The 26,695-nt window shown below is 62.7% G+C and carries 23 protein-coding genes and 2 pseudogenes; 13 read left to right on the forward strand and 12 right to left on the reverse strand.

All coding sequences use genetic code 11. The features are described 5' to 3' along the window. Positions 1-145: 145 nt before the first annotated feature. Both JWJ88_RS15285 and JWJ88_RS15290 read right to left on the reverse strand, forming a co-directional pair. Positions 146-457, reverse strand: coding sequence for a type II toxin-antitoxin system RelE/ParE family toxin (locus JWJ88_RS15285; protein ID WP_011749333.1), 312 nt, complete (start codon positions 455-457; stop codon positions 146-148). 4 nt (positions 458-461) lie between these two features. Further along, positions 462-716, reverse strand: a complete 255-nt coding sequence (locus JWJ88_RS15290) for a ribbon-helix-helix domain-containing protein (RefSeq protein WP_024844905.1) — start codon at positions 714-716, stop codon at positions 462-464. Between the two features lie 214 nt (positions 717-930). Here JWJ88_RS15290 and JWJ88_RS21845 point away from each other — a divergent pair, with 214 nt between their 5' ends. The 4 genes and pseudogenes from JWJ88_RS21845 to JWJ88_RS15310 all read left to right on the forward strand — a co-directional run. Continuing rightward, positions 931-1,203, forward strand: a complete 273-nt coding sequence (locus tag JWJ88_RS21845; protein ID WP_231000905.1) for a DUF2285 domain-containing protein — start codon at positions 931-933, stop codon at positions 1,201-1,203. Positions 1,204-1,306: 103 nt separating this feature from the next. Then, positions 1,307-2,206, forward strand: a complete 900-nt coding sequence (locus JWJ88_RS15300; protein ID WP_011749336.1) for a DMT family transporter — start codon at positions 1,307-1,309, stop codon at positions 2,204-2,206. 170 nt (positions 2,207-2,376) lie between these two features. After that, positions 2,377-2,799, forward strand: a complete 423-nt coding sequence (locus tag JWJ88_RS15305; protein WP_011749337.1) for a LysR substrate-binding domain-containing protein — start codon at positions 2,377-2,379, stop codon at positions 2,797-2,799. Positions 2,800-3,001: 202 nt separating this feature from the next. Then, positions 3,002-3,349: pseudogene (locus tag JWJ88_RS15310) on the forward strand (IS110 family transposase); the annotation flags it as partial. Positions 3,350-3,463: 114 nt separating this feature from the next. Here JWJ88_RS15310 and JWJ88_RS15315 read toward each other — a convergent pair. The 5 genes from JWJ88_RS15315 to JWJ88_RS15335 form a co-directional block, all read right to left on the reverse strand. Next, positions 3,464-6,028, reverse strand: a complete 2,565-nt coding sequence (locus JWJ88_RS15315) for an aconitate hydratase AcnA (protein WP_011749339.1) — start codon at positions 6,026-6,028, stop codon at positions 3,464-3,466. Between the two features lie 55 nt (positions 6,029-6,083). Further along, entirely contained in the window at positions 6,084-6,956 is an 873-nt protein-coding gene (locus JWJ88_RS15320) for a GntR family transcriptional regulator (protein ID WP_024844907.1), read from the reverse strand. 86 nt (positions 6,957-7,042) lie between these two features. Then, on the reverse strand, positions 7,043-8,542 hold the full coding sequence (locus JWJ88_RS15325) for a tripartite tricarboxylate transporter permease (protein ID WP_011749341.1): 1,500 nt from the start codon (positions 8,540-8,542) through the stop codon (positions 7,043-7,045). A gap of 10 nt (positions 8,543-8,552) precedes the next feature. Beyond that, entirely contained in the window at positions 8,553-9,023 is a 471-nt protein-coding gene (locus JWJ88_RS15330) for a tripartite tricarboxylate transporter TctB family protein (protein ID WP_011749342.1), read from the reverse strand. 51 nt (positions 9,024-9,074) lie between these two features. Continuing rightward, positions 9,075-10,046 carry a Bug family tripartite tricarboxylate transporter substrate binding protein gene (locus tag JWJ88_RS15335; protein WP_011749343.1) on the reverse strand — a complete coding sequence of 324 codons (972 nt, stop codon included), beginning with the start codon at positions 10,044-10,046 and terminating at the stop codon, positions 9,075-9,077. A gap of 170 nt (positions 10,047-10,216) precedes the next feature. Here JWJ88_RS15335 and JWJ88_RS15340 point away from each other — a divergent pair, with 170 nt between their 5' ends. From JWJ88_RS15340 to tnpA, 4 genes and pseudogenes are all read left to right on the forward strand, one after another. Next, positions 10,217-10,630 (forward strand): hypothetical protein, encoded by a 414-nt coding sequence (locus JWJ88_RS15340; RefSeq protein ID WP_011749344.1) that lies wholly within the window; start codon positions 10,217-10,219, stop codon positions 10,628-10,630. Continuing rightward, positions 10,627-13,617: pseudogene (locus JWJ88_RS15345) on the forward strand (baseplate multidomain protein megatron); the annotation flags it as partial. The gene JWJ88_RS15340 and the pseudogene JWJ88_RS15345, both read left to right, overlap by 4 nt. Positions 13,618-13,627: 10 nt before the next feature. After that, the gene (locus tag JWJ88_RS15350; protein ID WP_011749346.1) at positions 13,628-14,704 is read left to right on the forward strand and encodes a DUF2793 domain-containing protein; all 1,077 of its coding nucleotides are present in this window, start codon (positions 13,628-13,630) and stop codon (positions 14,702-14,704) included. A 441-nt stretch (positions 14,705-15,145) separates the two neighbouring features. After that, positions 15,146-15,562 (forward strand): IS200/IS605 family transposase, encoded by a 417-nt coding sequence (tnpA, locus tag JWJ88_RS15355; protein ID WP_011749347.1) that lies wholly within the window; start codon positions 15,146-15,148, stop codon positions 15,560-15,562. A gap of 4 nt (positions 15,563-15,566) precedes the next feature. On the opposite strand, the gene JWJ88_RS15360 is transcribed toward tnpA, so the two are convergent. The 3 genes from JWJ88_RS15360 to JWJ88_RS15370 form a co-directional block, all read right to left on the reverse strand. Beyond that, on the reverse strand, positions 15,567-16,040 hold the full coding sequence (locus JWJ88_RS15360; protein WP_011749348.1) for a DUF4357 domain-containing protein: 474 nt from the start codon (positions 16,038-16,040) through the stop codon (positions 15,567-15,569). 290 nt (positions 16,041-16,330) lie between these two features. Continuing rightward, entirely contained in the window at positions 16,331-16,999 is a 669-nt protein-coding gene (locus tag JWJ88_RS15365) for a DUF3011 domain-containing protein (protein ID WP_197025573.1), read from the reverse strand. A 465-nt stretch (positions 17,000-17,464) separates the two neighbouring features. Next, on the reverse strand, positions 17,465-20,731 hold the full coding sequence (locus tag JWJ88_RS15370) for an autotransporter outer membrane beta-barrel domain-containing protein (protein WP_024844887.1): 3,267 nt from the start codon (positions 20,729-20,731) through the stop codon (positions 17,465-17,467). Positions 20,732-21,288: 557 nt separating this feature from the next. Between JWJ88_RS15370 and JWJ88_RS15375 the strand changes: the two genes are divergently transcribed. From JWJ88_RS15375 to JWJ88_RS15395, 5 genes are all read left to right on the forward strand, one after another. After that, positions 21,289-21,900, forward strand: coding sequence for an outer membrane protein (locus JWJ88_RS15375; protein ID WP_011749351.1), 612 nt, complete (start codon positions 21,289-21,291; stop codon positions 21,898-21,900). Positions 21,901-21,939: 39 nt separating this feature from the next. Then, positions 21,940-22,308, forward strand: a complete 369-nt coding sequence (locus tag JWJ88_RS15380) for a hypothetical protein (protein WP_011749352.1) — start codon at positions 21,940-21,942, stop codon at positions 22,306-22,308. Positions 22,309-22,498: 190 nt separating this feature from the next. Continuing rightward, a complete protein-coding gene (locus tag JWJ88_RS15385; protein ID WP_011749353.1) occupies positions 22,499-22,906 on the forward strand; it encodes a lysozyme inhibitor LprI family protein in 408 nt (135 codons plus the stop codon). A gap of 19 nt (positions 22,907-22,925) precedes the next feature. Beyond that, a complete protein-coding gene (locus JWJ88_RS15390; protein WP_011749354.1) occupies positions 22,926-23,786 on the forward strand; it encodes a hypothetical protein in 861 nt (286 codons plus the stop codon). Between the two features lie 241 nt (positions 23,787-24,027). After that, on the forward strand, positions 24,028-25,083 hold the full coding sequence (locus tag JWJ88_RS15395; protein WP_197025569.1) for a transporter substrate-binding domain-containing protein: 1,056 nt from the start codon (positions 24,028-24,030) through the stop codon (positions 25,081-25,083). A 14-nt stretch (positions 25,084-25,097) separates the two neighbouring features. Here the strand turns inward: JWJ88_RS15395 and JWJ88_RS15400 are convergent, their stop codons facing one another. Then, positions 25,098-25,700, reverse strand: a complete 603-nt coding sequence (locus JWJ88_RS15400) for a hypothetical protein (RefSeq protein ID WP_205296617.1) — start codon at positions 25,698-25,700, stop codon at positions 25,098-25,100. A 45-nt stretch (positions 25,701-25,745) separates the two neighbouring features. After that, positions 25,746-26,639: a helix-turn-helix domain-containing protein gene (locus JWJ88_RS15405; protein ID WP_011749357.1), complete on the reverse strand. Its 894-nt coding sequence runs from the start codon at positions 26,637-26,639 to the stop codon at positions 25,746-25,748. Positions 26,640-26,695 lie beyond the last annotated feature (56 nt).

Below are 26,695 nucleotides of genomic sequence, written 5' to 3' on the forward strand. Positions count from 1 at the left end.
CCGCAACAAAAAATACACGTAAGATCAAAGACTTCAAAGCCGAGCATAACGCTCGGCTTTAGTCGTTTGGATTTCTTGTCAACACCTGGTCAACGTTTTGCGAGCCCCCTTCGACGGGGCGGATAATCGTCGCCGGAGCCATCCGTCACTTCGGAACATCATCCCGAAACCTGTCCATCTGGTGCATTCGCTCGTGCAGGATCGTCACGATGCCGACGTCCCCGTTCGACAGACGCCGCCAGTACACGAAATGATGCGCGTGCCGGAAGTAGAAGCCTTCGACCCCAAACTCGGCCGGGATGGGGCGTGAAACAACGCCATGGCGTTCGATCTGGTCGAACGCCGCGAAGAGGTCGGTGATGTACCGATCCGCCTGCTCGGCGCCCCACCGGTCGCGCGTGTATCTGTAAATCTCGTCAAGCCGCAGCGATGCGGCCTCCTGGACGCGAATGGCCACGTGGTCAGCCCCGGTTCCGGGCGATGACCTCGGCCGCCGTCAACGGGCGATAGCTCTCCTCCGGAGCAGCGAAGGCGCGTGTCAGCTCAGCCTTCAGGCGATCAAACGCCTCCCGCTCTGCCCGCTCCTTGTCGCGTCGGATCAGGTCGCGGACGTATTCGCTGATGTTCTCGTAGGCCCCGTTCTCTCCGACGTTCGACGCCACGAACTCGCTCAGTGCGCCGCTGATGCGGACTGTCATGGTCGTGGTCTGGGACATGGTGGCCTCCATCTGCTTGTCTTCAAGATAAACAAGGATGAACACGTAGGCAAGGCACGCCATGTAGCCAATCTCCGCATCACCTGCGGAGATTGACATTTCTAATCTCCGCAAGTGAGCTCGGCTACGCTATCAAAATCGCCGCGCTGCGGCTATCAACCGATTGAAGCAGCCTGCTCCGGAAGGCCCCAGACAGCGCGAGCGAGCGTAACAAGTGAACGCTGACGCTGATGAACGGCCCCTTCATTCCAAGTGGAGTACGGCTCGACCGAGGCGACCGCCCGGTCAATGCGAGTGTTCGCACCGACCTTTGAGCGGGGCGAGCTATCGCGAGATCGCCGGCGCGATCTACGGCGCAGACCGGGTCCGCGCAGAGGCCTGGAAGACTTCCGCGCTGCGTGACGCGGTCATGGGCTTCGTCAGGGATGCCCGCGCCATGATCGGGGGCGGTTATCGCCGCCTGCTGCGGCGGCGACGGCGGAAGTAGCTGTCGGGACTGTCGGGACGGTGGCCTTCCAATCCTTCGCGCAACGTCGCAAGGTCTGCCCCGAACCAGATGCCCGCCTCAATTCCGCTTCCCGAGAACGATCATGACCAATACGCCGGATTTGCTACGACTGATCGCGACAGTCTTCATCGCGGTGACCTGCGTGGTCATCGGAGATACGGCGGGCAAACTGCTGACCGGCGGCGGGGTGGATCCCTTTATCGTGGCATGGTCGCGGTTCCTCCTGGCCGCGCTGATGCTGCTTCCGTTCAGCGGATTGACCCGGCAGGAACTGCCGGCCTTGCTGGACTGGCGCGTTCTGCTGAGGGCGGGATTCATCGTTTGCGGGATCTGCTGCATCCTGACGGCCCTGAAGACGGAACCGATCGCCAATGTCTTCGGAGCCTTCTTCGTCGGCCCGGTCGTGTCCTATGTCCTGGCGATCCTGTTTCTGGGCGAGCGGCCATCGGCGCAGAGAAGTCTCCTGCTGGGACTTGGCTTCGCCGGCGTGATGCTTGTGGTGAAACCCGGTTTCGGCAGCTCCGCCGGCATGGCTTTCGCCCTGGCGGCGGGAACATTCTACGGCGCCTATCTGGTCATGACCCGCACCCTGGCGGGAGCCTTCCGGCCGCGCTTCCTGCTGATCTCGCAACTGCTGATCGGAGCCGTGGTCCTGACGCCCTTCGGCCTGCAATCCGATTTTCCCGTGCCGGACATGCTCCTGCTTGCGCTTCTTCTGGTCAGCGCCGTCGGCTCGGCCCTGGGCAACTTCCTGCTGGTGATGGCCAGCAGGAAGGCCGAGGCCAGTCTGATCGCGCCCCTGGTCTACAGCCAGCTGATTTCGGCCACGGCACTCGGGATTGTCGTCTTCGGCGATTGGCCCGATCTCGTATCACTGGCGGGGCTGGTGCTGATCGCGATCTCGGGGCTGGGCTCGCTGCTGGTTCACCAGCGTGCGGGCAGGGGGCGCCTATCGACCCCGCCTTACCCGCGTACGCCGTGATGTCGCTGGACGTCTGGAACCGTCGGCATGGAACCTCGGTAATCCTGCGACGGCGAAAGTAGACGCGGTCCCGCTGTCTTCCGCAGGCGCCTTTGCGCGATCAATCCGAAGCAGTCCTTGCCTGAATGAACCCTCCGGCGGCGATGCCCTGCTCGTAGGGGCGGCTGGCCGTGATCCGTTTCGGGCTCTATGCTTCGGAGGACTATGTCCGGCGAAACGGCTACCCGGATGTGCCGGAGGATCTGCATCGGCACCAGGTCATAGGCTGGACCGAGGACCTGACCTATCTGGCCATGGCCAATTGGCTCGCGAGCCATTGTCCTGGGGTTCGCCCATCACTGCGCCTTACATCCTTTGCCGCCCAGGCCGAGGCAGTCCGACAAGGCGCCGGCTGGGCGGTGCTGCCCGACTTCATCGCCGTCCCTGCCGGCTTTGCGCCGGGAATGCCCGATTTGTTCCGCTCGGAGTCCGAACTCTGGCTGCTGACCCATGCACAGTCTCGGGCGCTCCAGCGCGTAAATCTGGTGCGAGATCGTGTCATCGTCGCGATAAGGGAGGAATTGAACCAGCTACAACCGCAACACTCGGCGTGAGCCCGATCCGTGGCGCGGATACGCTGTCCCTGCTTTCACGATACCGTATTTCGCGACATTGCGGATCTGGTCGATCGGGGGATGGTTGAGAAAGAGGATGTAAGTAGCCGCAGCACCAGCTGCAGAGTGGTTGAGCGGACAGCGACCCCATGACCGAGCATGGCCTCAGCGCATTTTTGAGAGGCTCCGCCACTGGGGGACGGTGCTGCATCGTGCTGATCAGGTCCGCAAACTGGCTGAGAAGCTGGCGGCCCGCGGGGAGCGGCTGCATTTCTGCTATGAGGCGGGTCCCTGCGGCTATGGCCTCTATCGTCAGCTCGTCGAGCTGGGGCACGATTGCATCGTGGTGGCGCCGTCCCTGATCTCGATGAAGGCGGGTGAACGGGTGAAGACCGATCGCCGCGATGCCGTGATGCTGGCCAAGCTCCACCGGGCCGATGAGTTGGCGGCGGTCTGGGTGCCGGATGCCGCGCATGAGGCGATGCGCGATCTGGTGCGGGCACGTTCGACGGCGATGCAGGTAGCGGGCAAGGCGCGCCAGCACCTTCAGGGCTTCCTGTTGCGACACGGCCGGATCTATCCCGGCAAGAAGGGCTGGACGGGTGCGTATCGGCGGTGGCTGGCGATGGTGCGCTTCTCCGCACCACCGGATCCCTTCGTTGGATCAGTTAGCCGCCTCGGCCCGAGCCGCGCGGTCGAGGATCAGCGGCATCAAACCGTCCTTGGCCAGCGTCTCGACCTCAATGCTGGTCTCGATGGCGGCGGTGGCGTCGAATTCCTCGACCGTGCCCGAGGCACGATGGATCGCCACCGCGACAGGCGCGCGCGGTTGCAGCCGCGACGGATCGAGCGTGATCCCGATCCGGTCCGAGACCGTCAGCGCCAGGGACTGCGGCGATATTCCCGCGGGTAGGCGCAGCGGCAGGATGCCCATGCCGATCAGGTTCGAGCGGTGGATGCGCTCGAAGCTTGTCGCCAGCACCGCCCGCGTGCCCAGAAGCGCCGCCCCCTTGGCCGCCCAGTCGCGCGACGAGCCCATGCCGTAACGCTTGCCCGCGACGATGACGACCGGGGTGGAGCTCTCGCGGTAATGCTCGGCCGCGCGCCAGAGCGGCAGGATCCGCCCGTCGGGCAGGATGGTGCTGCCGGGCGGGATGTCCTCGGCCAGCAGGTTGCGCACCGATTTGTTGGTGAAGAGCCCGCGCAGCATCGCCTGCCAATTGCCGCGCCGCGAGGAGAAGACGTTGAGGTCGTCGGGCCTTTCGCTGCGCTCGATCAGGTAGCGGCCGGCCTCGCTGTCGGCCGGGATGGCGCCGGCGGGCGAGATGTGGTCGGTGGTGATGTCGTCGCCCAGCACCAGGATCGGCGCTGCCACGATCTGTCGCGGCCGCGTGCCGGCGAAACCCGCGAAGGGCGGCCGGCGGATATAGGTCGAGGCCGGATCCCAGGGAAACAGCGGCGCGTCCGGGGCGTCGAGGTCGCGCCAGAGCCCGCTCGCCTCGGCCTGGTCATAGGCGGCGGCATAGTCGTCGGCATCCTGCGCACGGGCCAGAGCCGCGTCGATCTCGGCCCCCGAGGGCCAGAGATCGGCCAGCCCCACGCCCGGCGCGATCTCGTCGTGCAGGATGTCGCGTTCGATGTCTCCGGCCAGGGCGAAGGCGACGACCAGCGGCGGCGAGGCTAGAAAGCCTGCCTCCAGCTGCGGATGCACCCGGCCGGGAAAGTTGCGATTGCCCGACAGGACCGCGACCTGCAGCCGTCCCGCGGCCTGCGCCTCGACGGCCGTATCGGGTAGCGGACCGGAATTGCCGATGCAGGTGGTGCAGCCATAGCCGACGATGCCGAAACCGACGGCCTCCAGATCCTCCAGCAGGCCCGCGCGCTCCAGATAGCGTTGCGCGGTGGGCGATCCCGGCGCCAGCGAGGTCTTGACATGGGCGGGCGGGCGCAGCCCCAGGCCGCGGGCCTTGCGCGCGACCAGGCCCGCGGCGACCAGCAGGCGCGGGTCGCTGGTATTGGTGCAACTGGTGATGGCGGCGATGGCGACGGCGCCGTCCGGGGCCTGGCCCGGCGGGGCGGGGAGGGGCGCATGGCCGCGCATCGCCGCCGTGGCCTGGGCGGTGGCCGAGGCCGGGATGCGGTCCTGCGGCCGGCGCGGACCGGCGACGCTGACCTCGACCGCGCCCAGGTCCAACGCGACCACTTCGGTAAAGACCGGGCTCTGGCTTGGATCGAACCACAGGCTCTGGCGGCGGCAGTATTCCTCGACCAGCGCGCAATGTGCGGGCGTGCGGCCGGTCTGGTGCAGATAGGCGATGGTCGCCTGATCGACCGGGAAGAAGCCGGAATTGCCGCCGAATTCCGGCGTCATGTTGGCGACGACCGCGCGATCCCCGGCCGAGAGCGCCGAGACGCCGGGTCCGAAGAACTCGACGAAACGGTCGGCCAGGTCGATGCGGCGCAGGGTTTCGGTCACGGTCAGGGCCAGGTCGGTCGCGGTCACGCCCTCGCGCAGCCGCCCGGTCAGGCGCACGCCCACCACTTCGGGCACGCGCAGCATCACCGGCATGCCGAACATCACGCTTTCCGCCTCGATTCCGCCGACGCCCCAGGCCAGCACGCCGATGCCGTTGATCATCGGCGTATGGCTGTCGGTGCCGATCAGCGTGTCGGGCATGATCCAGCCGTCGCGTTCCGTCACCACCGTCGCCAGCCGTTCCAGGTTCAGCGTGTGCATGATGCCGGTTCCCGGCGGGTGGACGCGGAAATTCGACAGACTGTTCGTGGCCCATTTCATGAAGCGGTAACGCTCGGCATTGCGGCGGTATTCGTTCTGGATGTTGCGGGCCATGGCGCCGGGCGCGGCATAGGCGTCCACCGCCAGCGAATGATCGGTCGAGACATCGACCGGCAGCACCGGGTTCAGAAGCTGCGGGTCATGCCCGGCCTCGGCCAGGGCCGAGCGCATGGCGGCGATATCGACCAGCGCCGGGCCGCATGTGGTGTCGTGCATCAGCACGCGGCCGGGCAGGAAGGGGATCTCGGCCTCCGAGCGGCCGGTTTCCAGCCAGGCGAGGATCGCGGCACGGGCGGCCTGCGGGTCGGGCGCATTGCGCAGCACGTTTTCCAGCAGCAGGCGATGGATATGCGGCAGGCGGATCAGGTCGGCACCCGCGGCGGCGGGCAGGTCGATGATCTTCTGGCCCCGAATCGTGCTGGCGAACGGCATGCGCTTCCTCCCTGCTGATGAGAGAGGGATAGCATTATCTAATTATGAAATGCAATTACTCAAACAACGCCGCCTTGATGTTCCCGGCCTCGCGGATATGGCTGTAAAGGAAGGTCGCGGCGGCCTGCATGTCGCGCTGTTCGATCAGGTCGAGGATCTGCAGATGCTCGCGGCATTGCTGCGGCAGGCGCGAGCGGTCGTGGGTGATCGAATATTCCATCAGCCGGCGCACCCGGTTCACCCGCCGCACCGCGTCCAGGAAGAATTCGTTGCTGGCGCAGGTCATCAGCATCTCGTGGAACTCGATATTGGTGCCGAACACCTTTTGCCGGCTTTCGCTTTCATAGCTCGCCAGCAGTTCCTGCTGGTGGCGGCGGGCATCGGCAAAGGCCGCTTGGTCGATGCGGAAGCTCGGCAGCAGCAGCGCCTGCATCTCGATGGCGGCGCGGAACTGGTAGGCATCGGAATAGGCCTTGCGCGAGGTCAGGATCTCGCGGAATTCCCAGCCGTTGCCGGGCAGTCGCTCGATCCAGCCCTCGTCGGCGATCTGGTGCAACACGCGCAGCAGCCGCCCGCGCGCCACGCCGTAAAGCCGCATCAGCTCGTTCTCGCTGAGCCGGTCGGGCAGCCGGCGGGCCAGGCAATCGGCGGCGATGCGGTCGTAAAGCGCGTCATCGGCGGCCGCATCCGTGTCCATCTCGGGGATTTCATCGGCATTGCAGGCCAGGAAATAGCCGCGGTTCGGCTCGGACTGGACGATGCCCATCTGCTCCAGCTTCTTCAGCGCGCTGACGATGGGCTGGCGCGAGACCTTGAAGCTGTCGGCCAGAAGCTGGGCCGGCAGGTGCTGGCCGGCCTGCATGTTCTGCGCCCGCGCGTGATCGACGATCCGGGCGATGATCTGGGGGGACAGGCTGACGCGCGCCATGGGCTCTCCTTCGGATTGCCCGCAATATCAGGGGCGGGATACCGTCATGCAAGAGGCGCGGCCCTGCGGCCGCGCCTTGTCTGCGATCAATCCTCGTCCTGCCGGAACCGGGCCAGGCCCTTGAAGAGGAAGGGGGCGACCAGCGCCAGCGTGGCAATGGCGATCATCGTGGCCGAGCCGGGATGCTGCAGCAGGATCATTGGGTCGCCCAGGCTCATCTGCAGCGCGCGGCGTAGCTGGCTGTCGGCGAGCGGGCCCAGGATCAGGCCCACCACCACCGGCGCGACCGGATAGTCGTATCGCCGCATGACGAAGCCCAGCAGGCCGAAACCGACCAGCAGCATCAGCTCGACCACCGAAGGATTGGCGGCGATGGTGCCCATGCAGGCAAAGACCAGGATGCCGGCGTAAAGCCAGGGCAGCGGGATCTTCAGCAGCCGCACCCAAAGCCCGACCAGCGGCAGGTTCAGCACCAGCAGCATGATATTGGCTATGAAGAGTGAGGCGACGAGGCCCCAGACCAGCGCCGGATGCTGCACGAAAAGCAGCGGGCCGGGTTGCAGGTTGTATTGCTGGAACCCGGCCAGCATGACTGCCGCCGTGGCCGAGGTCGGAAGGCCCAGCGTCAAGAGCGGCACCAGCGTTCCCGCGGCCGAGGCGTTGTTGGCCGCCTCGGGGCCGGCCACGCCCTCGATGGCGCCCTGGCCGAATTCCTCGGGCTTTTCCGCCAGCTTCCGCTCCATCGTGTAGCTGAGGAAGGTCGGGATCTCGGCGCCGCCGGCTGGCAGGGCGCCGATGGGGAAGCCGACCGCCGTGCCGCGCAGCCAGGGCTTCCACGACCGCCGCCAATCCTCGCGCGACATCCAGATCGAGCCCTTGATCGCCATGGGCTTTTCGTCGTTGAACAGGTGGCGCGAGGCGACGAACAGGCATTCCCCCAGGGCGAACAGGCCCACGGCCAGCGTCGTGACCTCGATCCCGTCCAGCAGGTTCGGCACGCCGAAGGCCAGCCGCGTCTGCCCGGTCAACTGGTCGATACCGATCAGCCCCAGCCACAAGCCGATGCCCAGGCTGGTCAATCCGCGCAGGGGCGACGAGCCGAAGGTGGCCGAGACGGTGACGAAGGCGATCAGCATCAGCCCGAAATAGTCCCAAGGCCCGAACTTCACCGCCACCTTAACCAGGATCGGCGCAAAGAACGCGAGCCCCGCCGTGGCGATCAGCGCCGCGACGAAAGAGCCGATTGCGGCGGTCGCCAGCGCCGGGCCGCCGCGACCGCGCCGGGCCATCTGGTTGCCCTCGAGCGCCGTGACGACCGAGGCGCTTTCGCCGGGCGTGTTCAGCAGGATCGCGGTGGTCGAGCCGCCATACATGCCGCCGTAATAGATGCCCGCGAACATGATGAGCGAGCCGCCCGGGTCCAGCTTGAAGGTGATCGGCAGCAGCAGGGCGACCGTCAGGGCCGGGCCGATCCCCGGCAGCACGCCGACGGCAGTGCCCAGCAGGACGCCGATGGCCGCGAACATCAGGTTCATCGGGTCCAGCGCGGTGCCGAAACCATGCATCAGGTGGATGAGCGAATCCATGGCGCCCCTCTCAGAACAGCCGCTCGAACGGGCCCATGGGCAGGGCCAGCGTCAGCAGCTTGTTGAACAGCAGGAAGATGACCGTCGCCAGCACGAAACCCAGCGCCAGATCGGCCGGAAACGCCTTGCGGCCAAAGGCCCGGGCCGTGAAGGCGAAGAGCAGGGTGGAGCCCAGGATGAAGCCGGCCCCGAACCATAGCGCTGCGACCAGGCTGCCAAGGCCGAGCGCGACCCAGCCCACCGCTTTCCAGTCGCTGGGGCTGGCGTCGCCCTGCCAGCGAAAGGCGGCAAGGATGTGGCCGGCGCCCATGAGTGCAAGGAAGGCCGCGACGAAATAGGAGGCGGCATCGGCCCCCATGCCATAGCCAGCACGGATCTGCATGGTACTGGCGTCGCGCCAGGTGACGAAGGCCAGCGCAAGAAGCGCTGCGCCGATGACGAGCGTGGGCCTGTGCAGGCTGCTGGCGGTCGGTGTGGACAAGACGTTGCCTCCCATCGTCAGGGGCACGGGGGCGCAGGGCCCCCGCTGCGGTCAGTCGGCGAGGCCGATGGAATTGAGGATCGAATGGACGCGCCCGGTCTCGGACGTCAGGAAACCGGCGAATTCGGCCGAGGGGGCGTAATAGTCCGACCATCCGCGCGCCTTGATGAGTTCCTGCCACTCGGGCGACTGCACGGTCTTGCCGACAGCCTTTTCCAGCACGGCCTTGTCCTCGGCGCTGATGTCGGGGCCGGCGAAGATGCCGCGCCAGTTCACCAGCTCGATGTCGATGCCCTGCGCTTTCAGCGGCTGGGCGGCGATGCCCTCGATGGGCTCGGGATAAGAGATTGCCAGCGCCCGCAGGTCGCCGGATTCGATCTGCCCCTGCCATTCGCCATATCCCGAGACCCCGGCCGTCACCTGTCCGCCCAGCATGGCGGCCAGCGATTCGCCGCCGCCGGAATAGGCGATGTAGTTCACCTTGGCAGGGTCGATGCCGGCCGCCTGGGTCACAAGTGCTGCCAGGATGTGATCCGCGCCCCCGGCCGAGCCGCCGGCCCAGATCGTGCGCTCGACATCTTGCCTGATGCCCTCCATCAGGTCCGCCATGGTCTGATAGGGGGACGACGCCGGCACGACGATGACCAGCGGATCGCCGGTCAGCCGGGCGATGGGCGTGACCTTGGTAAGGTCATGGGGCGCCTTGTTGGTGATGATTGCGCCGACCATGGTGATGCCGCCGACCAGCATCTGATCCGGGCTGCCCTTGGCGCCCTGGACGAATTGCGCCAGCCCCACCGTGCCGCCCGCACCGGGGACGTTGACGACCTGCACGCTGCGCGCTTTGCCGGTTGCCATCATCACTTCTTGCAGCGACCGCGCGGCCGCGTCCCAGCCGCCGCCGGCACCGGCCGGGGCGGTGATCGTCAGTTCAAGATCCTGCGCTTGCACCGACGTTGCGGGCAGAACGGCAGCAGCGGCCATCATCCAGGCTGCCGCCAGCCCGGAGTGAAGATATGTCATGGTTTCCTCCCTTGAGTCGCCGTAACCGGCTCGACTCCATTAATGCATGATGAGATTATAAAATGCAATAATGCAAATCGGGAGCGGTAAGAAGGGCTCTACCGGTCCGGCATCACCAGCCGGGCAGCCACTGGGGTATCCCGCGCGAAGAGCGTTCCTCGCGCTGGACCATGGCCGATATCTGCTGTCTCGCCATGACCGGCAAGAAGCCTGACCCGACCGAGGCGCTTTATGTTCAGATCCTGATCGGCCTGCTGATCTCAAACGGGCCAGGGTCGATCACGGCGCAGGGTGCCAAGGGCGCGGTTTCGGCGGATGGGCCGCAGACGCCGGACCGGGTCCAGATCAACAAGGCCATGGTCGGTTTTCTGACCCATTCCGGCTACAGCCACGGCGGCAACGGATTCGAGGGCATGGCCTTCCTGCTGGATCAGTTCCGCGACAAGGGGCTGAAGGATCCGACCGATCCGAACCACGGGCTGGACCTGACCGCGATGGCACGCGACTTCGCCTTGGCCTACAAGCGCGACAAGGCGACGGCCAAGGAGCTGGGGACCGAGGTTCGCGCCTTGCCGGGGGTGTGAACCGCGACGATCAGGACCGCCCGGTCTATGGCGGTACACCCTCCGACTTCGCCGTGGTGCAGGCGATCCAGGAGATGAAGGCGCGCAGGCTGCGGGTAACCTTCTATCCCTTCATCCTGATGGACGTTCCGCCCGGCAACACCCTGCCGAACCCCTATTCCGACAACGCCGCCGAGACCGGCCAACCTGCCTTCCCGTGGCGGGGCCGGATCACCTGTTCTCCGGCTGCGGGGTTCGCGGGGAGCGTCGACAAGACCCCGACGGCGGCGACGCAGGTCGCGGCGCTATTCGGCGGGGCTACACCCGCGAACTTCTCCGTATCTGGCGAAACCGTCAACTGGACCGGCCCTGCCGGTGACTGGGGCCTGCGCCGGATGATCCTGCACTATGCCCATCTCTGTGCGGCCGCCGGGGGCGTCGATGCCTTCCTGATCGGCTCGGAGATGCGCGGGCTGACCACCATCCGCTCGGGCGCCAGCAGCTACCCCGCCGTGCAGGCCTTCCGTGATCTGGCGGCAGCCGTGCGCGCCATCCTCGGGCCGGGCACGAAGATCAGCTACGCGGCCGACTGGTCGGAGTATTTCGGGCACCAGCCAGGCGATGGCAGCGGCGACATGTTCTTCCATCTCGATCCGCTCTGGGCCGATCCCGAGATCGATTTCGTCGGCATCGACAACTACATGCCACTGTCCGACAGGCGCGACGGGTTCGAGCATGCCGACGCCGCCGATGGCTGGCCTGCCATCTACGACCGGGCCTACCTTCAGGCGCACATCGCCGGCGGCGAAGGGTTCGACTGGTTCTACTCCTCGGCCGCCGACCGCACCGCGCAGGTCCGCACCCCGATTACCGACGGCGCCCACGACAAGCCATGGGTCTTCCGATACAAGGATCTGCTCGCCTGGTGGTCTAACCCGCATTACAACCGCCCGGGTGGGGTCGAGAGCGGCACGCCGACGGCATGGGTGCCGCAGTCGAAGCCGATCTGGTTCACCGAGCTCGGCTGCCCGGCCATCGACCGCGGCACCAACCAGCCGAATGTCTTTTTTGATCCGAAGTCGTCAGAGAGCTTCACGCCGTACTTCTCGCGCGGCTGGCGCGACGACGCCATCCAGCGCGCCTATCTGGAGGCGACGTATCTCTGGTGGGGTCAGGGCGCGAACAACCCGCTGTCTACCGTCTACGGAGGCCGGATGGTGCATGTCCCCGAATGCGCCGCCTGGACCTGGGACGCGCGGCCCTATCCCTTCTTCCCGGCACTGACCGGCGTCTGGACCGATGGTCCGAACTGGCGGCTCGGCCATTGGCTCACCGGGCGGCTGGGCGCGGTCTCGCTCGCGGCCCTCGTCCGGCACCTGTGCCTGCGCGTCGGGTTGCCCGAAAGCCGCATCGACGTCACCGGCCTGTGGGGCGCGGTCGAGGGCTTTGTCATCGGGGCGCTGGAAAGCCCGCGTGCCTCGATCACCACGCTTGCACGGCATTTCGGCTTCGATGCCGTCGAGACCGAGGACGTGATCCGCTTTGTCATGCGCGGCCGGGCCTCCATCGCGACCGTCGCGCCCGACGATCTTGTCGCCACACGCGAGGGCGACGTGCTGGAACTGACGCGCGGCCAGGAGACCGAGCTGCCGCAGGCGCTGAAATGGCAGCTGGCCCGTGCCGACGAGGATTACGACGCCGCCCTCGTCGAGGCGCGGCGCATCACGGTGGACACGACCCGGATCGCCTCGGAATCCTTCCCGATGGCGGTGCCGCCCGAGGAGGCCGAGCGCCGCTGCCGCCGCGCACTGATGGAGGCGTGGGTGGGGCGCGAGACGGCGGCGTTCCGCCTGCCGCCCTCGCGGCTTGCGCTCGATCCCGCCGACGTCATCCGGCTCGCCCATGACGGGCGGGAGATCGAGTTCCGTCTCGTCTCCGTCGCGGATGCCGAAGCCCGCGGTATCGAGGCGGTCCGCCAGGACCGGGCGACCTACGACCTGCCGCCCGGCGATCCCCGCGCGGCGTCGCTGACGCGCGCTGTCGTGTTCGGGGCGCCGGATGCGGTGCTGATGGACCTGCCGCAGCTGACCGAGGACCAGCCCGCGCATCGGCCGCTGGTCGGCGCGCACGCCGTGCCCTGGCCGGGCGAGATGGCGGTGTTCCGCAGTCCTTCGACGGACGGGTTCGAACTGCTGACCAGCTTCGGCGCGCGAGCCCGCCTCGGCGCGCTGGTCTCGGACTTCTACGCGGGGCCGACGTCGCGCTTCGACCTTGGCAACGCTCTGGTCATCGATCTGCTGACCGGCACGCTGGAGAGCGTCACCGACCTGACCTTGTTCGGCGGTGCGAACGCGCTCGCCGTCGAGAGCGCACCCGGCGCTTGGGAGATCGTGCAGGCGGGCGTGGCCGAACTGCTGGCGCCCGGTCGCTACCGCCTGACCCGGCTCCTGCGCGGCCAGCGCGGCACCGAGGGTGCGATGGGCAACCCGACCCCGGCCGGTGCCCGCATGGCGGTGCTGGACGCCTCGTTGAAACCGCTGCCCATCGCCGAGGCCGATCTCGGCATCCCCTGGAACTGGCGCATCGGCCCGGCGAGCCGCCCGGTCAGCGACGAGACCTATGTGGCGCAGAGCTTCACGCCGGTGGGCATGGGGCTGCGGCCGTTCTCGGTCGCCCATGTCGAGCAGCCATGGCGCACGCCGCGCACACCGGCCGACCTCACAATCCGCTGGACGCGGCGGTCCCGCGTGCTCTCGGCCGACAACTGGGGCGCGGTCGAAGTGCCGCTCGCCGAGGAAGTTGGAGCTTACCAGGTCGAGATCCTCGACGGCGCCGCCGTGAAGCGGGTGCTCGGCACGGGCACCACCAACGCGCTCTACACCGCCGCCCAGCAGACCGCCGATTGGGGCGCACCGCTCGGCCCCGGCAACACCCTCACCATTCGCATCTTCCAGCTCTCCGCCCTCGTCGGGCGGGGCGCGGCGCAGATCGTCACCCTCACCTTCTGAAGGCCATCCCATGTCCGACGCCACCACCCATCTCCTGCTGCCCTACATTCTGGCGGCGCAGGCCCAGAAGCATGTCACCCACAACGAGGCGCTGCGGCTGCTCGACGGGCTCGTGCAGCTCTCGGTTCTAGACCGGGATCTGACCGCGCCTCCCGGCAGCCCCGCCGACGGTGACCGCTACATTGTGGCGTCGGGCGCCATCGGGGCGTGGACAGGCTGGGACCTGAACGTCGCGCTCTGGACCGACGGGGCCTGGCTTCGCCTTCCGCCACGGACCGGCTGGCGGGCGTGGGTCGAGGACGAGGGGCTGCTGCTGGTCTACGACGGCGCAGGCTGGGTCGGGACCACTCCCGCTGCGCTGCAGAACCTTGCGTTGCTGGGGCTGGGCACCACGGCCGACCCGGCCAATCCGTTCTCGGCCAAGCTCAACGCCGCGCTCTGGACCGCGAAGACTGTCGCGGAAGGCGGCACGGGCGATCTCTTCTACACCATGAACAAGGAAGCCGCCGGTCGCGACCTCGGGCTTACCTTCCAGACCGGCTATGTCACCAAGGCGCTGATGGGCCTGTTCGGTTCGGACAGGTTCCGGCTCGCGGTCTCCGCCGACGGCAGCACCTTCTTCGATGGGCTGATCGTCGACAACGCGACCGGCATCGTCGACCAGCCCCGGCTGCCGCGCTTCAAGGGCCATACCAACTACGACAACTATGTCGCCGTCGACACCTGGACGAAGATCGGCATCAACAACACCGACTATAACGACCAGAGCGCGTTCGACGCCGGCAACAACCATTTCGTTGCGCCCGCCGCAGGCACCTACCTCTTCGGCGCCACGCTGCTCTACAAGGTCAACGCCAGCACCAATGCGCGCATGCGCGGGCGGCTGGTGCTGAACGGCTCGACGGAGATCTGGGGATCGCGGGGCGAGGTTTCCGGGGCGCACGCCTCCGAGGCGACGGCGCTCTGGCTGCAGACCATGGTCCCGCTCGCGCAAGGCGACACGGTCGAACTGCAGGGCACCTTCCGCGCGGCGGACGGGTATTTCGCTGCCGATCACACGAGCTTTTGGGGCGCGAAGATCGGCTGAGCGGCGGGAGGGGGATAGGTGAAAGACGGGCCGAGGATCTTTCCGCAGGAGACATGAGGCGCCTCGACCGCAGCGTCACGCCCGGCCCGGTTCACGGATTCACGGTTTCAAAAAGCGGCAGGGATTCGCTGCAGGCGGATGATCGCACGGGATGCCGCGTCTGTCCCGCGTCGAAACGGGCACAATTGTGCCCGGCTGCCTATGCCGGGGATCTCGGACTCTGTGGCCAAGCAAAGTGAATTCACGAGGAGAGCAAGAAAGCCGATATCATTGATCGGCCCCTGTGCTCTCTGAGTTTATGGAACTGTTGAGTATCCACGTCTGGGTACAACCCTCCGACTTCCAGTCGGACCTGCTTCAGCGCGAAGAATCGGCTTATGATCCTATCCTCCCGAAATGAGCCGCAGCCGGGGCAAGGGCTCATTTCGGGAGGATAGGATCATGCACTATGACACCGGCAAGCACTGCGTTTTCTATCATCGCTATCACATCGTCTGGTCGACGAAGTATCGCTACAAGGTGCGGATCGGGCCGCTGCGGCTCAGGGTGCGCGACATCTGCCGCCAGGTGTGCCGCGAGAACGGGGTCGACATCTTGCGCGGGGTGCTGTCGAGCGACCACGTCCACATGTTCGTGTCGGTGCCGCCCAGGCTCGCCATCTCGGATCTGGTGCGCAAGATGAAGGGCCGTTCGTCTTATCGGGTGCAGCGGGAATTTCCGCAGATCCGCAAGCGCTACTGGGGCTGCCGGTTCTGGGGTAGGGGCTATTTTTCAACCACCAACGGCGCCATCACCGAAGACATCGTACTTCAGTACCTCGAAAATCACATCGCTGATCCTACCGGCGCCAGCCGGTAGTCGTTCAGTGCTTCTGGTACCTCGCCTTGGTCCGCCTCCCAATCAGCAAGGTCCTGCCATCTGGAAGCTTCCAAGAGTTTCGCCCGTTCACGCTGCTTCCACATATGGCAGCTGCCGCCGCTGACGCGGAAGAAAAGCTGTAATCGCTGGTAAAGTCGAGGAAATCCTCTTCCTGCTTCAACACGCCCGAGTCGAGCAGCGTCTTGCGCAGGGCACTGGTTCCGCGCGGAATCGTGGCGGCTGTATCGACCCGCGCTCGGGAACCCGCAAGAACAACGAAATCACCGGAGGCCCCGAGCTCCATCTCGGCGGCGAAGCCCGCACCGCGGAAAAAGAACAGCAGGCCGGGGGAAGGGCTGAGCGCAGGAACGGAGGGAGCGATAGTCGCCAGGTCGGCGATGCGCCCCCTCATCTCTCGAAACAGATCCCAGCCCAATGCGCCGACCAGCGTTTTGGTCTGATCCACGAATTCGTCCATTGCCGCCCGGTCGGGAAGTGGCAGTTTGCCAGCATCCCCGGCGGGAAGCTTGCTGTTCGGATGCGACCAGCGTGGATTGCTGCCTGTGCTGCGGATCAGGCAGGCCTCGACATAGCGCGCATGGCTTTTCGTCAGGTTCTCGTCCTTGCTGATCTACCATCGCCCTGAACGGCACACCGCTGCTATCGGGCTGAGTCCGATTGTGGCGTCGGTTCTGTGCAAGGATCCGCTTACCGACACGGAGCTTGCCGTCCGCTTCGTCGGGGAGGCAGGATGGCGCATTTGTCGTATTATTCGTCCGGATCGTCGACCAGGCAACCCATGCCATGACAGCCTTGATAGTTGCCGTCCTCATCAAAGTTTGGCTCTCCCTGCGCATCAAATTGCGGCCTGGGGTCGATTTCATCGTCCGCGTCCGGATTGTCGACATAACAACCGATCCCGTGACAGCCGCTGTAATCATTGACCTGGTAATAGTTGTTGGTGGTCGTGTGGGCGTGACCTCGGTGGTTGTGCTCATCGCTGGTCATGCTGCCGACAAGAGCGCCGATAACGGCGGCGCCGACGACAGCACCGACGTCATGGCCGTGATCGTCATAAGCACGAGCATTTGCATCGTGACCACCACCACGGCCATGATGATAGCCGGCGACATCGGCAAAGACGCCGGCGCAGCCTTGGGCAACCCAGATGTATTGGCTTTTTGGATTGTAACCCCAAGTCTTGTTCAGAATGCACGAAGCGTTCGATATTTGATGGATGAGTTGCGGCTTCTTCAGCGGTCCAGCCCAGCATTCATCATATTTATGATTCCTCGAATGACACTCTACCGTGGCCTCGGCCATCACTGGAGCGGCTGCGGCGATGTTTATCCCCGCCCCCAACAGCGCAAAAATGGCGTAGCGGGCAATCAGATCGCGCCGCACAAGAGAAGCTGATTTTTTCCGTAGCATTTCCATGTCCTTATCGTCAGGATCGAAGCTCTGGCACCATCATGCACCTGATCGTTTCCTGCTTTGCTGACCGCGCCCCCGCGTGGCACCTTCAGTGGAAACCTGAAATCACCCGCATGTCGTGCCTCCCCCAACCATCGGCGGAGGAGGCATTGGAAGCGACTGTTCAGTAACCGAGGGGCGCGTTTCGGCAGTCTTGGCGCTGCGCCCCGTCCGAGCAGATCGGCCAATTGTCTGGATCATCGGGGTTATCGACCAAGCAGCCGACGCCGTGACAGCCATCATAATCGTCATAGCCACTGGATTCGTCACAGGCCGCCAGAGGGGCGATTGCCAAAAGCACAATAAGAAGTCCGGTCCGCATTGATGTTCTCCTGAGGTGGTATTCGTGTGAAAGCAGGATGACGCTGGCTGGTCTTATCGCGTCATCTGGGTTAGCGTCTCATTCCGGTCCTTCGGATGTTCCCGTCTCTAGAAACGCATACTGAAGGTGGCGCCAAGGCGGTGCTCGCGCGCGTCCGAGGCAAGCTGGCCCTGATAGTCCAGTCGCATGATTGCCTTCTTTCCAAGGTTCATGTCGACGCCCAGGTCCAGCACAGCCGCGTTGCGGGCAATTGCCGCGCCGGCGATGTCGAAGTTTGCGCCCCCGGCAAAGGCCATTGCCAGTTCCGGGTCAACGTCACCGAAGGCATGGCGCCAGCCGATTCCGCCGCTGACCGCGAGGTCATGCTCAGCAGATCTGATCGTCGTAGCCGCGCGCAACCCGATCATGGTGAAGGTCGTGTTCATCACCCCTTCTGCACCCCCAAGCGCCATGCTGCCGCCACGTTCGGCGAAGCTGTCTGTGCGCAACCGGACATGGGCCAGCCCGGCATAGGGCTCCAGTGCCATGTTGCCGTGATCGACACGGTGGCCGACCTCCGCAAACGCTTGCCAGACATGCCCATTATATTTCGACGAGAGCGGCGCGGCCATTTCACCGATGGCGGCGTGGCGATCTGTCTTCAAGCGGTAATCCGAATAGGTCAACCCGGCACGCAGGGCAGTCTGCCCCCATTCCGTGCCGGCATAGGCCCCGAGATGGATCCCGTTTCCTGATCCTGAGGAAACTCGATCATCCACGTCATACGAGCTGTCGCTCATCGCCAGCACGCCGCCCAGCCGCCAATCCTCGACTGGCGCATCATAGCCAAGGACAAGGCCGTGGGTTCTGCGGTCAAGCTGCGCAGCATTGCCATCGCCATCTGTCCGACCCCGGGCGCCAAAGGCATGGCCCCAATAGACCGGCCCATCAATCGTGGCGACGGCATCGACCGCCCCGTCGGCGGTCAAGGCCATTACGCCACTCTTCGAGGCGCCGACCGTCCCGAATGCTGCGCGCAGACGTCCGTTTACCGCATCGCGCAGAAAGTGGCTTTCGTCGATCAACGCCCCCTGCATTGATGCATGGATCTCGCCCGAGACCGAGTCGAAGGCGCTCGCCGCCTCAGAGGCACCTAGATAAAGTGCCTCATCATAAAGCGGGTTGCCGCTGCCCAGTGACTCCAGCCCGAAAGCCGAAGAAGCCTGGTTCGCGCTTTGTGCCACATCGGCGAAGGCGATATCCGAACGCCTCACCTCCAGCACAACATTGGCAGGAGAATTGTTCAGCGCAAAGCTGAGGAACGGTGCATCCGTCACCAGATCCCCCGCCAGCATGTTATAACCACCAGAGACGCCGCCAGTTGCGTCCAGCAACAGATACTCGCGTCCCAGCGACAGTCGCCCAGCCGTGGCGCGGTCAAGTGTTACGCTTGCGCCATTTTCGATCAACGCCTGATCCGAGACAGCGATACCGGGTTGGGCACCCCCAGCCACCGGACCGAATACGAGGGTCGAGCCTGCCTGCTGGGTAAAGCTTCCTTCAACCTTCAACGGTACCGCGCCGCCTGTGGCTACCGCGCCGCCATCGGCTACCGTCAAGCCGTGGAAGGTGCCCGTGCCGCCTGCCGTGCCGCCATTCTGCACGGTCGTATGATCATTCACGGTGCCGTCATTGGCAAAACCGCCGGAAACAAGAACCTTACTGGCAAGCGACCCTTTCGAGGTCAGGACCAATCCTGCACCGGTATTGATCCTGGTCGCACCGGTATACTGATTGTTGCCGGCCAGCGTCTGCACGCCACCCTGAACGATCAGGCCGCCGCCGTGATGCGTGTTTTCCGCGTCAAGGTCGGTGATCGTCCCTCTGAAACTGTCCTGCGCCGCCGTCAGCACCAGATTGCGGTCGTAAAGCAGCACCGTGCCAGAGCCGGACAGGCTGCGAATCCGCGCATCATTATACGCATCTGACACCCCCCAGAATGCGATGCGATTACCCTTGTCGCCGATGTCCAGCGTGCCATCCGCCACCACCCGCGACGAGGTTTCGATGCTGCCGATGCCGGCCAGTTCGAGCTTGCCATCCGTCTCAATCACGGTCTGACCGGTATAGGTGTTGGCATTGGAAAGCCGCAATTGGGCGTGTTTTGCCACCGTCAGATCGCCAGCGCCCGAGATCACCCCGGCCGCGCCGAAATAGCCAACGGTGTATTCGGTCCCGTCATCATCCTTCATGGGAAACGGGCTGCCCATCTCTGCCGTTACCCGCGACAGCCCGATTTCGTCCACAGCAGGGGTATCCGTGGTGAAATTGTTGGCGCTGACAAAATATGGCGTATAGGCGGTGGACTGGTTTTCCAGGTCATACATGACCGACTGGCTCACAAAGAAGTCCATACCAGCTATGAACTGCACCGGCGTGTCTGCGTTCCCCTCGATCTCGACGACATCAATGTTGGAAAGACCGACCGGCATACCCTCCCCCGCCACAAGATTCAGCGAAGGGATCGTCTTGTTGCCATCCTTGTCGATGTCGACCCTGACCCCGGACGCGACAAGGGCATTCAGACGCGCCGTGCTGATGGTGATCTGCCCACCGCCTGGTGTTCCGGTGTCCAGCAACGTGGCAACCTTGGTGAGGCTGGGGGCGGCATCATCGTCACCGAATGCCAGGGTGTAATTCCCCTCGAACTCGGCAGAGGCAGGTGCGCCAGATCCGGGGAAGTTAGGCAAGGTACCCTTGGCGTCGTCGCCATTCTTGTCGCCCCAGGGCATGACCGAGGTGAACTGTGCACGAACCGCAGAATTCACATCCACGATCAGGCAGGGGGAACAACCCGGTGTAAGACCCTGCTTGCCCGACTCGGTATTGCCGTTGGCGGCAATGACATAGCCCGTCTTCGTCGCCCGCCCGATCAGCCCCGATGTGCTTGCCCATTCGCGGCCCAGGTAGTCGCCGGCACCGAAGGTTCCCCAAAGGGTTCCGCCATCGTCAATGGGCTTGTCCTGTGCCATCTGCTTGCGGGCATTGAGGTCGGCATAATAGGCTGTCTTCGACCCATCCTCGTTGGTAACGACATAGACAGGATCCGCGCTCAGCATCGGCTTTTCCGGCCCCGTGTAATCGGCCGTGTAAATGACATCGACGATCCGCGCCACCTGATAGGTGGATTGCCCCGCAACCGGCAGGGTAAAGCTCTCGGAGCCGTCTGCTGCATGATAGGCGATGTCATCTACATCGACCTGCTGCAACAGGTAGCCATAGGTGCCGTCACCATAGAAATAGCCTCGGGGCTCAGTGCCCGGTGTCGGTTTCACCCCGCTGACATCGGAACCGAGCTGCATATTGGCGCTATCCGAACCGGTGTCGAACAGCATCTGCCGTCGCTGACCATCATTTGTGGAAACCCAGATGGTGATGCGACTGAGCTCGTCATTCCCCTTGTCGTCCTTAACATACAGGTAATCAAGTGGGACTGACCTTGGATCGGATAAGGCCGGAGATGATGCCAGGCCCAGCCCGACAAGCAGAGCCAGCCCAGCCGTCGACCCGCCAAGCCGTCTGAGCAGGAACTTGCGATTCCCAATCGTATTGCACGTCACCATGTCGCGTCTTTCCTTATGCGAAATCACCCGGCGCGGATGCCGCGACGCGCCCCGAAGTCGCACCCCGGTTTTCCACCGGTGTTCAACATCGTCTTCGCCAGCAGCCGCACAGCCAGGATCCGGTCATACCAGCAAGACAATACATATTCCTGGCGGTCGTCATCCCGCTATGACTATCATGATTCGCACATTTTATAACGGAACGCACATATTCGGCGGCTGTGCAGGTGCTCGAGGTTGCGGCTCGATGCTGTGGGATAATATGCCCGGACAAAGGCAGAGTGGGGGGCTATCGGCCTGTTTCTGTATACTAACTATTTGGAGAATAAATGATGAAACGACTTGGTGTCATGTCGATTGCAGCGCTGGCCATTGGCGGCGCGGCAAATGCTGGTTCGTATACGGCTCCGGTCATTGAAGCGCCCGTGATCGCGCCCGCGGCGCCTGCGCTGAGCCACAGCAACACCTGGACCGGTTTCTATGCCGGTATGCAGATGAGCTATTCGGATTTCTCGGTAAATCGCGACGGCGTCGATGACGCGACCGGCGGCGTCTACGGGATCCATGCCGGCTATAACCACCAGCTTCACAACAACATGGTCATCGGTGGAGAGATTACCTTCGATCACTCCAGCGCCGACAATGATGTCTGGCAGGTCGAACGTCTGATGACGGTTCGCGCCAAGGTGGGGTATGCCCATAATAATTGGCTGGTCTATGGCTTGGCAGGCTATGCGCATGTCCGGACCGAGGGCGCCGACCGTGCCCATGGAAAAAGCGGCGGTGCAGTTTTCGGCATCGGCGCCGATTATGCCGTATCCGACAAGTGGCTGGTCGGCGGGTCCTGGGAAGGCTATCGTTTCAGTGACTTCAAGAACGATCCCGACAACATGGAAGTTGATGGCGGGTCCGTTCGGTTCCGCGTGTCCTACCGATTCTGAAACTTTGCTCCTTGCGGAGCATCTTGGAAAGGAAACACGATGAAGCTCAAAATGCTATCCGCTATTGGCGTCGCTTGCACCCTTGCGGCATGTGCCGAGAACCCTGACAATATTCGTGCGGGCTATACTTCGGCTGCAACCTATCAGAACATGTCCTGCCAGCAACTGGCATCCGAGGCTATCACTGTCTCGAATCGCGCGCATGATGCGGCGAATGTCCAGCGCCGCCATCAAACCCGCGACGAAGTTGCTATGGCGGCGGGGCTGGTGGTGTTCTGGCCGGCACTTCTGTTCGTTCACGGGAATGACCAGACCACATCGGAGGTTGCACAACTGCGTGGTCAGATGCAGGCGATCGAGCAGGTTTCGGCCGCCAAGAATTGCGGAATGGTCTTCCAGCGGACATAACGCCTGGCCGGTCAAGGCAGGCACGACAAGCCGCTTGGAGAAGGCCCCCAAAGAACCCGCAGGCTCGCTTGCGCAGAGGCGAGCCTCTAACGTTATCGCGATTAATCTGGTTTTATAGGTTATCACTTGGGTTAATATTTCTCTTGCCGGAGATGCGAGGAATGCTGTCACTAAGAATATGGAGACGTCTATGAAACATATCGTCCTGGCAGCGATATTCTGCACGTTATCCCTGTCTGCCGCGCAGGCGGATCAGTGCATGGATAAGGCGGTGGACCAGGCTTCAATGAACCGCTGCGCGGCGCAAGCCTATGAGAAATCCGACGCGGATTTGAACAAGTATTTCCATGAAATCAGACAGCGACTGGCTGATGACGTGGACGCGCGGCATCTTCTGCGCGATTCACAGCGCGCCTGGATCACGTTTCGCGATGCGGAATGCGCCTTCGCCGCTTCGGCAACAGCCGGTGGCAGCGCCTATCCCATGGCGCACGATCTGTGCCTGGCCGACCTGACGCAGAAGCGCGCATATGAACTGCGACAGTATCTGGAATGCGAAGAGGGCGATATGACCTGTCCCGTTCCGTTCGCCGATTAACAGCTTGGGAGTGTATACAGTGAGAATGACGGCCTGTTTCACAAGCATCGTGATAGTCCTTGCCGCAACCGCCGCACCTGCCCTGGCTGAGGGGGTTGATCCCTGCGCGGGTATCGACACCAATCTGACCGATAAGCGCGCCAGAGAATATGCCCACCTGATCGTCGACGCCTTTTCCAAGGATCTGAAGCCATCCGAGCGTTTCAAACCCTCAGATGTCGAGGTTGAATCGTTCCTGGGAAGCGGTCACTGGAGCGCTGTGAACGCATCCATTCCCACTGCTGATATGGGAATGTTCTTTTTCCAAGAGGTTGGTGGCAAGAAGCAGTTCAAGGATGTGTGGGGCGGCATTGCCGAAGCTTCCGAAGTCCCACAAGTCATAAAATGGGCCGAAGATCTGGGGGCGCCACATAATCTTGCGACCTGCTTCGCCGACCAGGTCAGCTTCGACGATAGTGCAGATTCTCCATTCGGTTTCACGGTCGATCTGATCTTCTCGACCAAGGCAGAGGAACGTCTGACCGCGCTGCATGAGGAGGTTGTCGTATCAGCCTCCTACTATGGCGATCCTTCTGAAAAAGGTAAGGAATTCTCTGATGATGTCGGGCGATTTGACCTTGGCACGGAGACCGTGCAGGTGCCGGCTTCGCCGGGAATCGCTAAGATCAGCGGCAATCAGGTTGGCGAAAGTGACCTCGAATGGATAGAGGGCCGACCTAATGTCAATGTCAATGTTTTCACTGCTCGCATCAGCGGCGACGACAATCTCATAAGTTGCGATTTCATTGACGGCCCACTTGACGATGTCATTCAGTCCATGCCCGTCGCGCTGCACTGCACGCTGATCGAAGAGGAGGTCGATGCCGAGCTGAAGCCATGACATGCGCGCTTTGGGAAATCCCCCGGTTTCTCTGGCCACGACTTCTCATCGCAACCAATCGCACGCGTATCAGAATGGAACTGCCACCAACAGATCACCACCAAATCTGAGTTATGGTTGTCGGCGGCTGCTTGCAGGTCCTTCGATACCCGGAACTGCTCACAGCGACCCCGGCGACCACGATGGATCTCATGACCTCGAGGAGGATAGCCGGTTGACGCGTATATCGATGCCTGTCGTGATGTCACTGCTTCTGGCATTACTTGCGGCGCGCAGCGACGCGCAGGATGCGCCGCCGGAAGAATTGGTGGTCGGAGTCTATGTCAGCCCACCTTTCGTCGAGGAACACGACGATGGCAACTATTCCGGCATGGCAATCGATCTCTGGGAAACTGTTGCCGACCGGATGGATCTGGCTTTTCGCTATGCCACTTATCCAACCTTCGGCTCACTGGTCCGTGCCACGGCCAGTGGCGAGGTGGATGCGGCCGTTACCAATCTGACCATTACCCGTGAACGTGCCGAGCTCATCGCATTCACCCAGCCGTGGTATGATGCCGGGTTAAGGATCATGGTGCCCAGTCAGGGGGGGGGCGGGTTTCGAGGCATGCTGAACGGGCTTCAGAATGCCGGCCACCTCCGCGCCTACATATTTCTACTGTCAATGATCCTGATCGCTACTGTTGGCCTGTCACTTTTTGATCGGCGATTTGATCCGGATCATCCCAGACGATGGCGTGAATCCATCGCGGAAAGTTTCTATCAGGTGATGTTGATTATCACCTCGGGACGAACTGCGCGCAAGAACCTGTTCGGCTGGGTCGGGCGCATCTGGCAGGCTCTCTGGCTTATCGTCGGCGTCGCGGTCATCGCCTATATTACTTCTTCGGTGACGAGCGTCATGACCACCGTGTCACTGACCCAAGGCATCTCCGCGCTGTCGGACCTGCCCGGCAACACGGTTGGTGTCCTTTCCGGCAGCGTTGCTGAGCAATATATGCGTGATATGGGTATCGCCACGCGTTCATACGTCAATATCGATGCTTCGGTTGTCGCACTGCGCGAGGGGCGACTGGACGCGGTGGTGGGAGACGCGCCCATCCTTGAACATTATGTCCTTACACATCAGAAGGATAACCTGGCGGTGGTCGGCAACTTGTTTCATCCGGACAAATACGGCTTTGCCTTCCCGCATGAAAGCAACCTGACGACACCGACTACACTGGAGCTTCTGGACCTTCAGGAAGACGGTACGTTAGGGAACCTGAGGTTGGAGTACTTCGGCAGCAGAAATTGACCTTCACCTGACGATCAGCCAATCGTCTCGAACAGGCTAACAATCCAAATTGCCTCGAATATGATGGCAAATACGGCGAAAATGGCATGATAGCGGTCTGATCTCCATGCCAGTGCAGCTAAGGTGCCGGCGATCAGGATTGCTTGCCTGATTGGATAATACCAACCGTATCGGTGGTAATAATAATCGCCGCCTTTGATCAAGGTGTCGACAACGTCAACTGTCAGTAACATCAGCAACAGGATATAAAAACTACGCCGACGCTTCTTGAAATAGTCCTCAAAGCCAAGATACTCATCCATCTTATCTGGAAGGATGACGGCCGACATCGCGACGAACAAGAAGGCATAAAATATCAGGAAGATATATATGTTGAATGACCAGTCCTGGCGATGAGCGAGCGCGAATTCGAACCACCAGAAGTGGATGATGAACAAGACAAGAAACAAGGCCCATGTGAAGTGTGGAAGGTATATCCTCTCTCGGCCAGGGTGTTGTATGAAACGTGTCATCCCCGTGATTAAACGACTAACACTGAGCCCTAACACCATACCAAGAATAATGCGGACATGAGTGAAGACCTCAGGACCATTGATCGTGCCATGAATGTCGTTCATGCTATTTCACAATTATGAAGTTATGATCTCATATGCAGGGCGTCGTTATCGCTTCCGCCTCAACTCTCCCGGTGTTGTGCCGAAAAATTTCTTCATGACAACCATCATGTGAGACTGGCTAGAGAAGCCATGCGCGTTCGCTATCTGCGAGATGTGCGAATCTGTATTGGCAATAGATGACATTGCACGCTCGGCCCTCAGTTTCATAACGTATTGATGCGGGGACACACCCATCTCCACGCCGAAACTACGCGAAAAATGCCCGCAAGACATACCGGATATGTCGGAAAGTTCACTGATCGTTATCCTGCGATGGATGTTTTCGTGTATATGCTCGACAACCCTGCGCCGAATATGTGATGCCAGTCCGCCTCGCTTCGGGTTGTGATCCACTCGGTTGTCGGCATTGGTCATTCGTCTGATGAGGTGGGAAAGCAATGCCATGCTGAGGGACTCCAGGTAAAGATGATTATCCCCGTCATTGATGATTCCATTCCTTAGCAACATGGCTATTTTGTGTGCAATTGGATCCACATCTCCAACCTTGAACAATGGGGGATCTGATAATTCAAGATCGTATTCCCTGATGCTCAGGTTGTTCAATTTCTCAGGCGTGACAGAAAGAAGTATGTTCTCTTTCGGCTCCGACCATTCTGCTGTGTAGTTTTCTCCGGCTGGCACCAATTCCACCGTGCCCGGAGATGCGGAATATTCCTGACGGCGAGATGAGCTCAGCATGGTTTTCCTCCGTGCCTGCGGCGTCAGGAGGACGAGGATGAAATTCGAGCTGGCGGCAAACTCTATCTTGCCTTCCCTTGTTTGTGTTAGCATTAGGTCAACGTATGGGCTATAATATTTCCGACCCCATTGCGGGGGAAAAATATCAATCGCTCGGGGAGGCAAGCAATCTGATGAGTTTTGCCGGCTCTCAATCTTCATTTTCCATCCAGACAGTTCGGATGCGTCCCGGGCATCCCGGTGGTGGTTCCATTTGG

Origin of the sequence: Paracoccus methylovorus, assembly GCF_016919705.1 — a bacterium.
In the GTDB taxonomy this organism is placed as follows: Bacteria; Pseudomonadota; Alphaproteobacteria; order Rhodobacterales; family Rhodobacteraceae; genus Paracoccus; species Paracoccus methylovorus.

Excerpts from the sequence above, each read along its gene's own strand:
- JWJ88_RS15370 (WP_024844887.1), bottom strand. The coding sequence starts at position 20,731 with ATGCTGTTCGACACCGGTTCGGATAGCGCCAATATGCAGCTCGGTTCC.
- JWJ88_RS15405 (WP_011749357.1), bottom strand. The coding sequence starts at position 26,639 with ATGAAGATTGAGAGCCGGCAAAACTCATCAGATTGCTTGCCTCCCCGA.
- JWJ88_RS15400 (WP_205296617.1), bottom strand. The coding sequence starts at position 25,700 with ATGAACGACATTCATGGCACGATCAATGGTCCTGAGGTCTTCACTCAT.
- JWJ88_RS15325 (WP_011749341.1), bottom strand. The coding sequence starts at position 8,542 with ATGGATTCGCTCATCCACCTGATGCATGGTTTCGGCACCGCGCTGGAC.
- JWJ88_RS15395 (WP_197025569.1), top strand. The coding sequence starts at position 24,028 with ATGTCACTGCTTCTGGCATTACTTGCGGCGCGCAGCGACGCGCAGGAT.
- JWJ88_RS15380 (WP_011749352.1), top strand. The coding sequence starts at position 21,940 with ATGAAGCTCAAAATGCTATCCGCTATTGGCGTCGCTTGCACCCTTGCG.
- JWJ88_RS15340 (WP_011749344.1), top strand. The coding sequence starts at position 10,217 with ATGGCCGATATCTGCTGTCTCGCCATGACCGGCAAGAAGCCTGACCCG.
- JWJ88_RS15360 (WP_011749348.1), bottom strand. The coding sequence starts at position 16,040 with ATGGACGAATTCGTGGATCAGACCAAAACGCTGGTCGGCGCATTGGGC.
- JWJ88_RS15335 (WP_011749343.1), bottom strand. The coding sequence starts at position 10,046 with ATGACATATCTTCACTCCGGGCTGGCGGCAGCCTGGATGATGGCCGCT.
- JWJ88_RS15375 (WP_011749351.1), top strand. The coding sequence starts at position 21,289 with ATGATGAAACGACTTGGTGTCATGTCGATTGCAGCGCTGGCCATTGGC.
- JWJ88_RS15300 (WP_011749336.1), top strand. The coding sequence starts at position 1,307 with ATGACCAATACGCCGGATTTGCTACGACTGATCGCGACAGTCTTCATC.
- JWJ88_RS15350 (WP_011749346.1), top strand. The coding sequence starts at position 13,628 with ATGTCCGACGCCACCACCCATCTCCTGCTGCCCTACATTCTGGCGGCG.
- JWJ88_RS15315 (WP_011749339.1), bottom strand. The coding sequence starts at position 6,028 with ATGCCGTTCGCCAGCACGATTCGGGGCCAGAAGATCATCGACCTGCCC.
- tnpA (WP_011749347.1), top strand. The coding sequence starts at position 15,146 with ATGCACTATGACACCGGCAAGCACTGCGTTTTCTATCATCGCTATCAC.
- JWJ88_RS15385 (WP_011749353.1), top strand. The coding sequence starts at position 22,499 with ATGAAACATATCGTCCTGGCAGCGATATTCTGCACGTTATCCCTGTCT.
- JWJ88_RS15290 (WP_024844905.1), bottom strand. The coding sequence starts at position 716 with ATGTCCCAGACCACGACCATGACAGTCCGCATCAGCGGCGCACTGAGC.
- JWJ88_RS15320 (WP_024844907.1), bottom strand. The coding sequence starts at position 6,956 with ATGGCGCGCGTCAGCCTGTCCCCCCAGATCATCGCCCGGATCGTCGAT.
- JWJ88_RS15365 (WP_197025573.1), bottom strand. The coding sequence starts at position 16,999 with ATGGAAATGCTACGGAAAAAATCAGCTTCTCTTGTGCGGCGCGATCTG.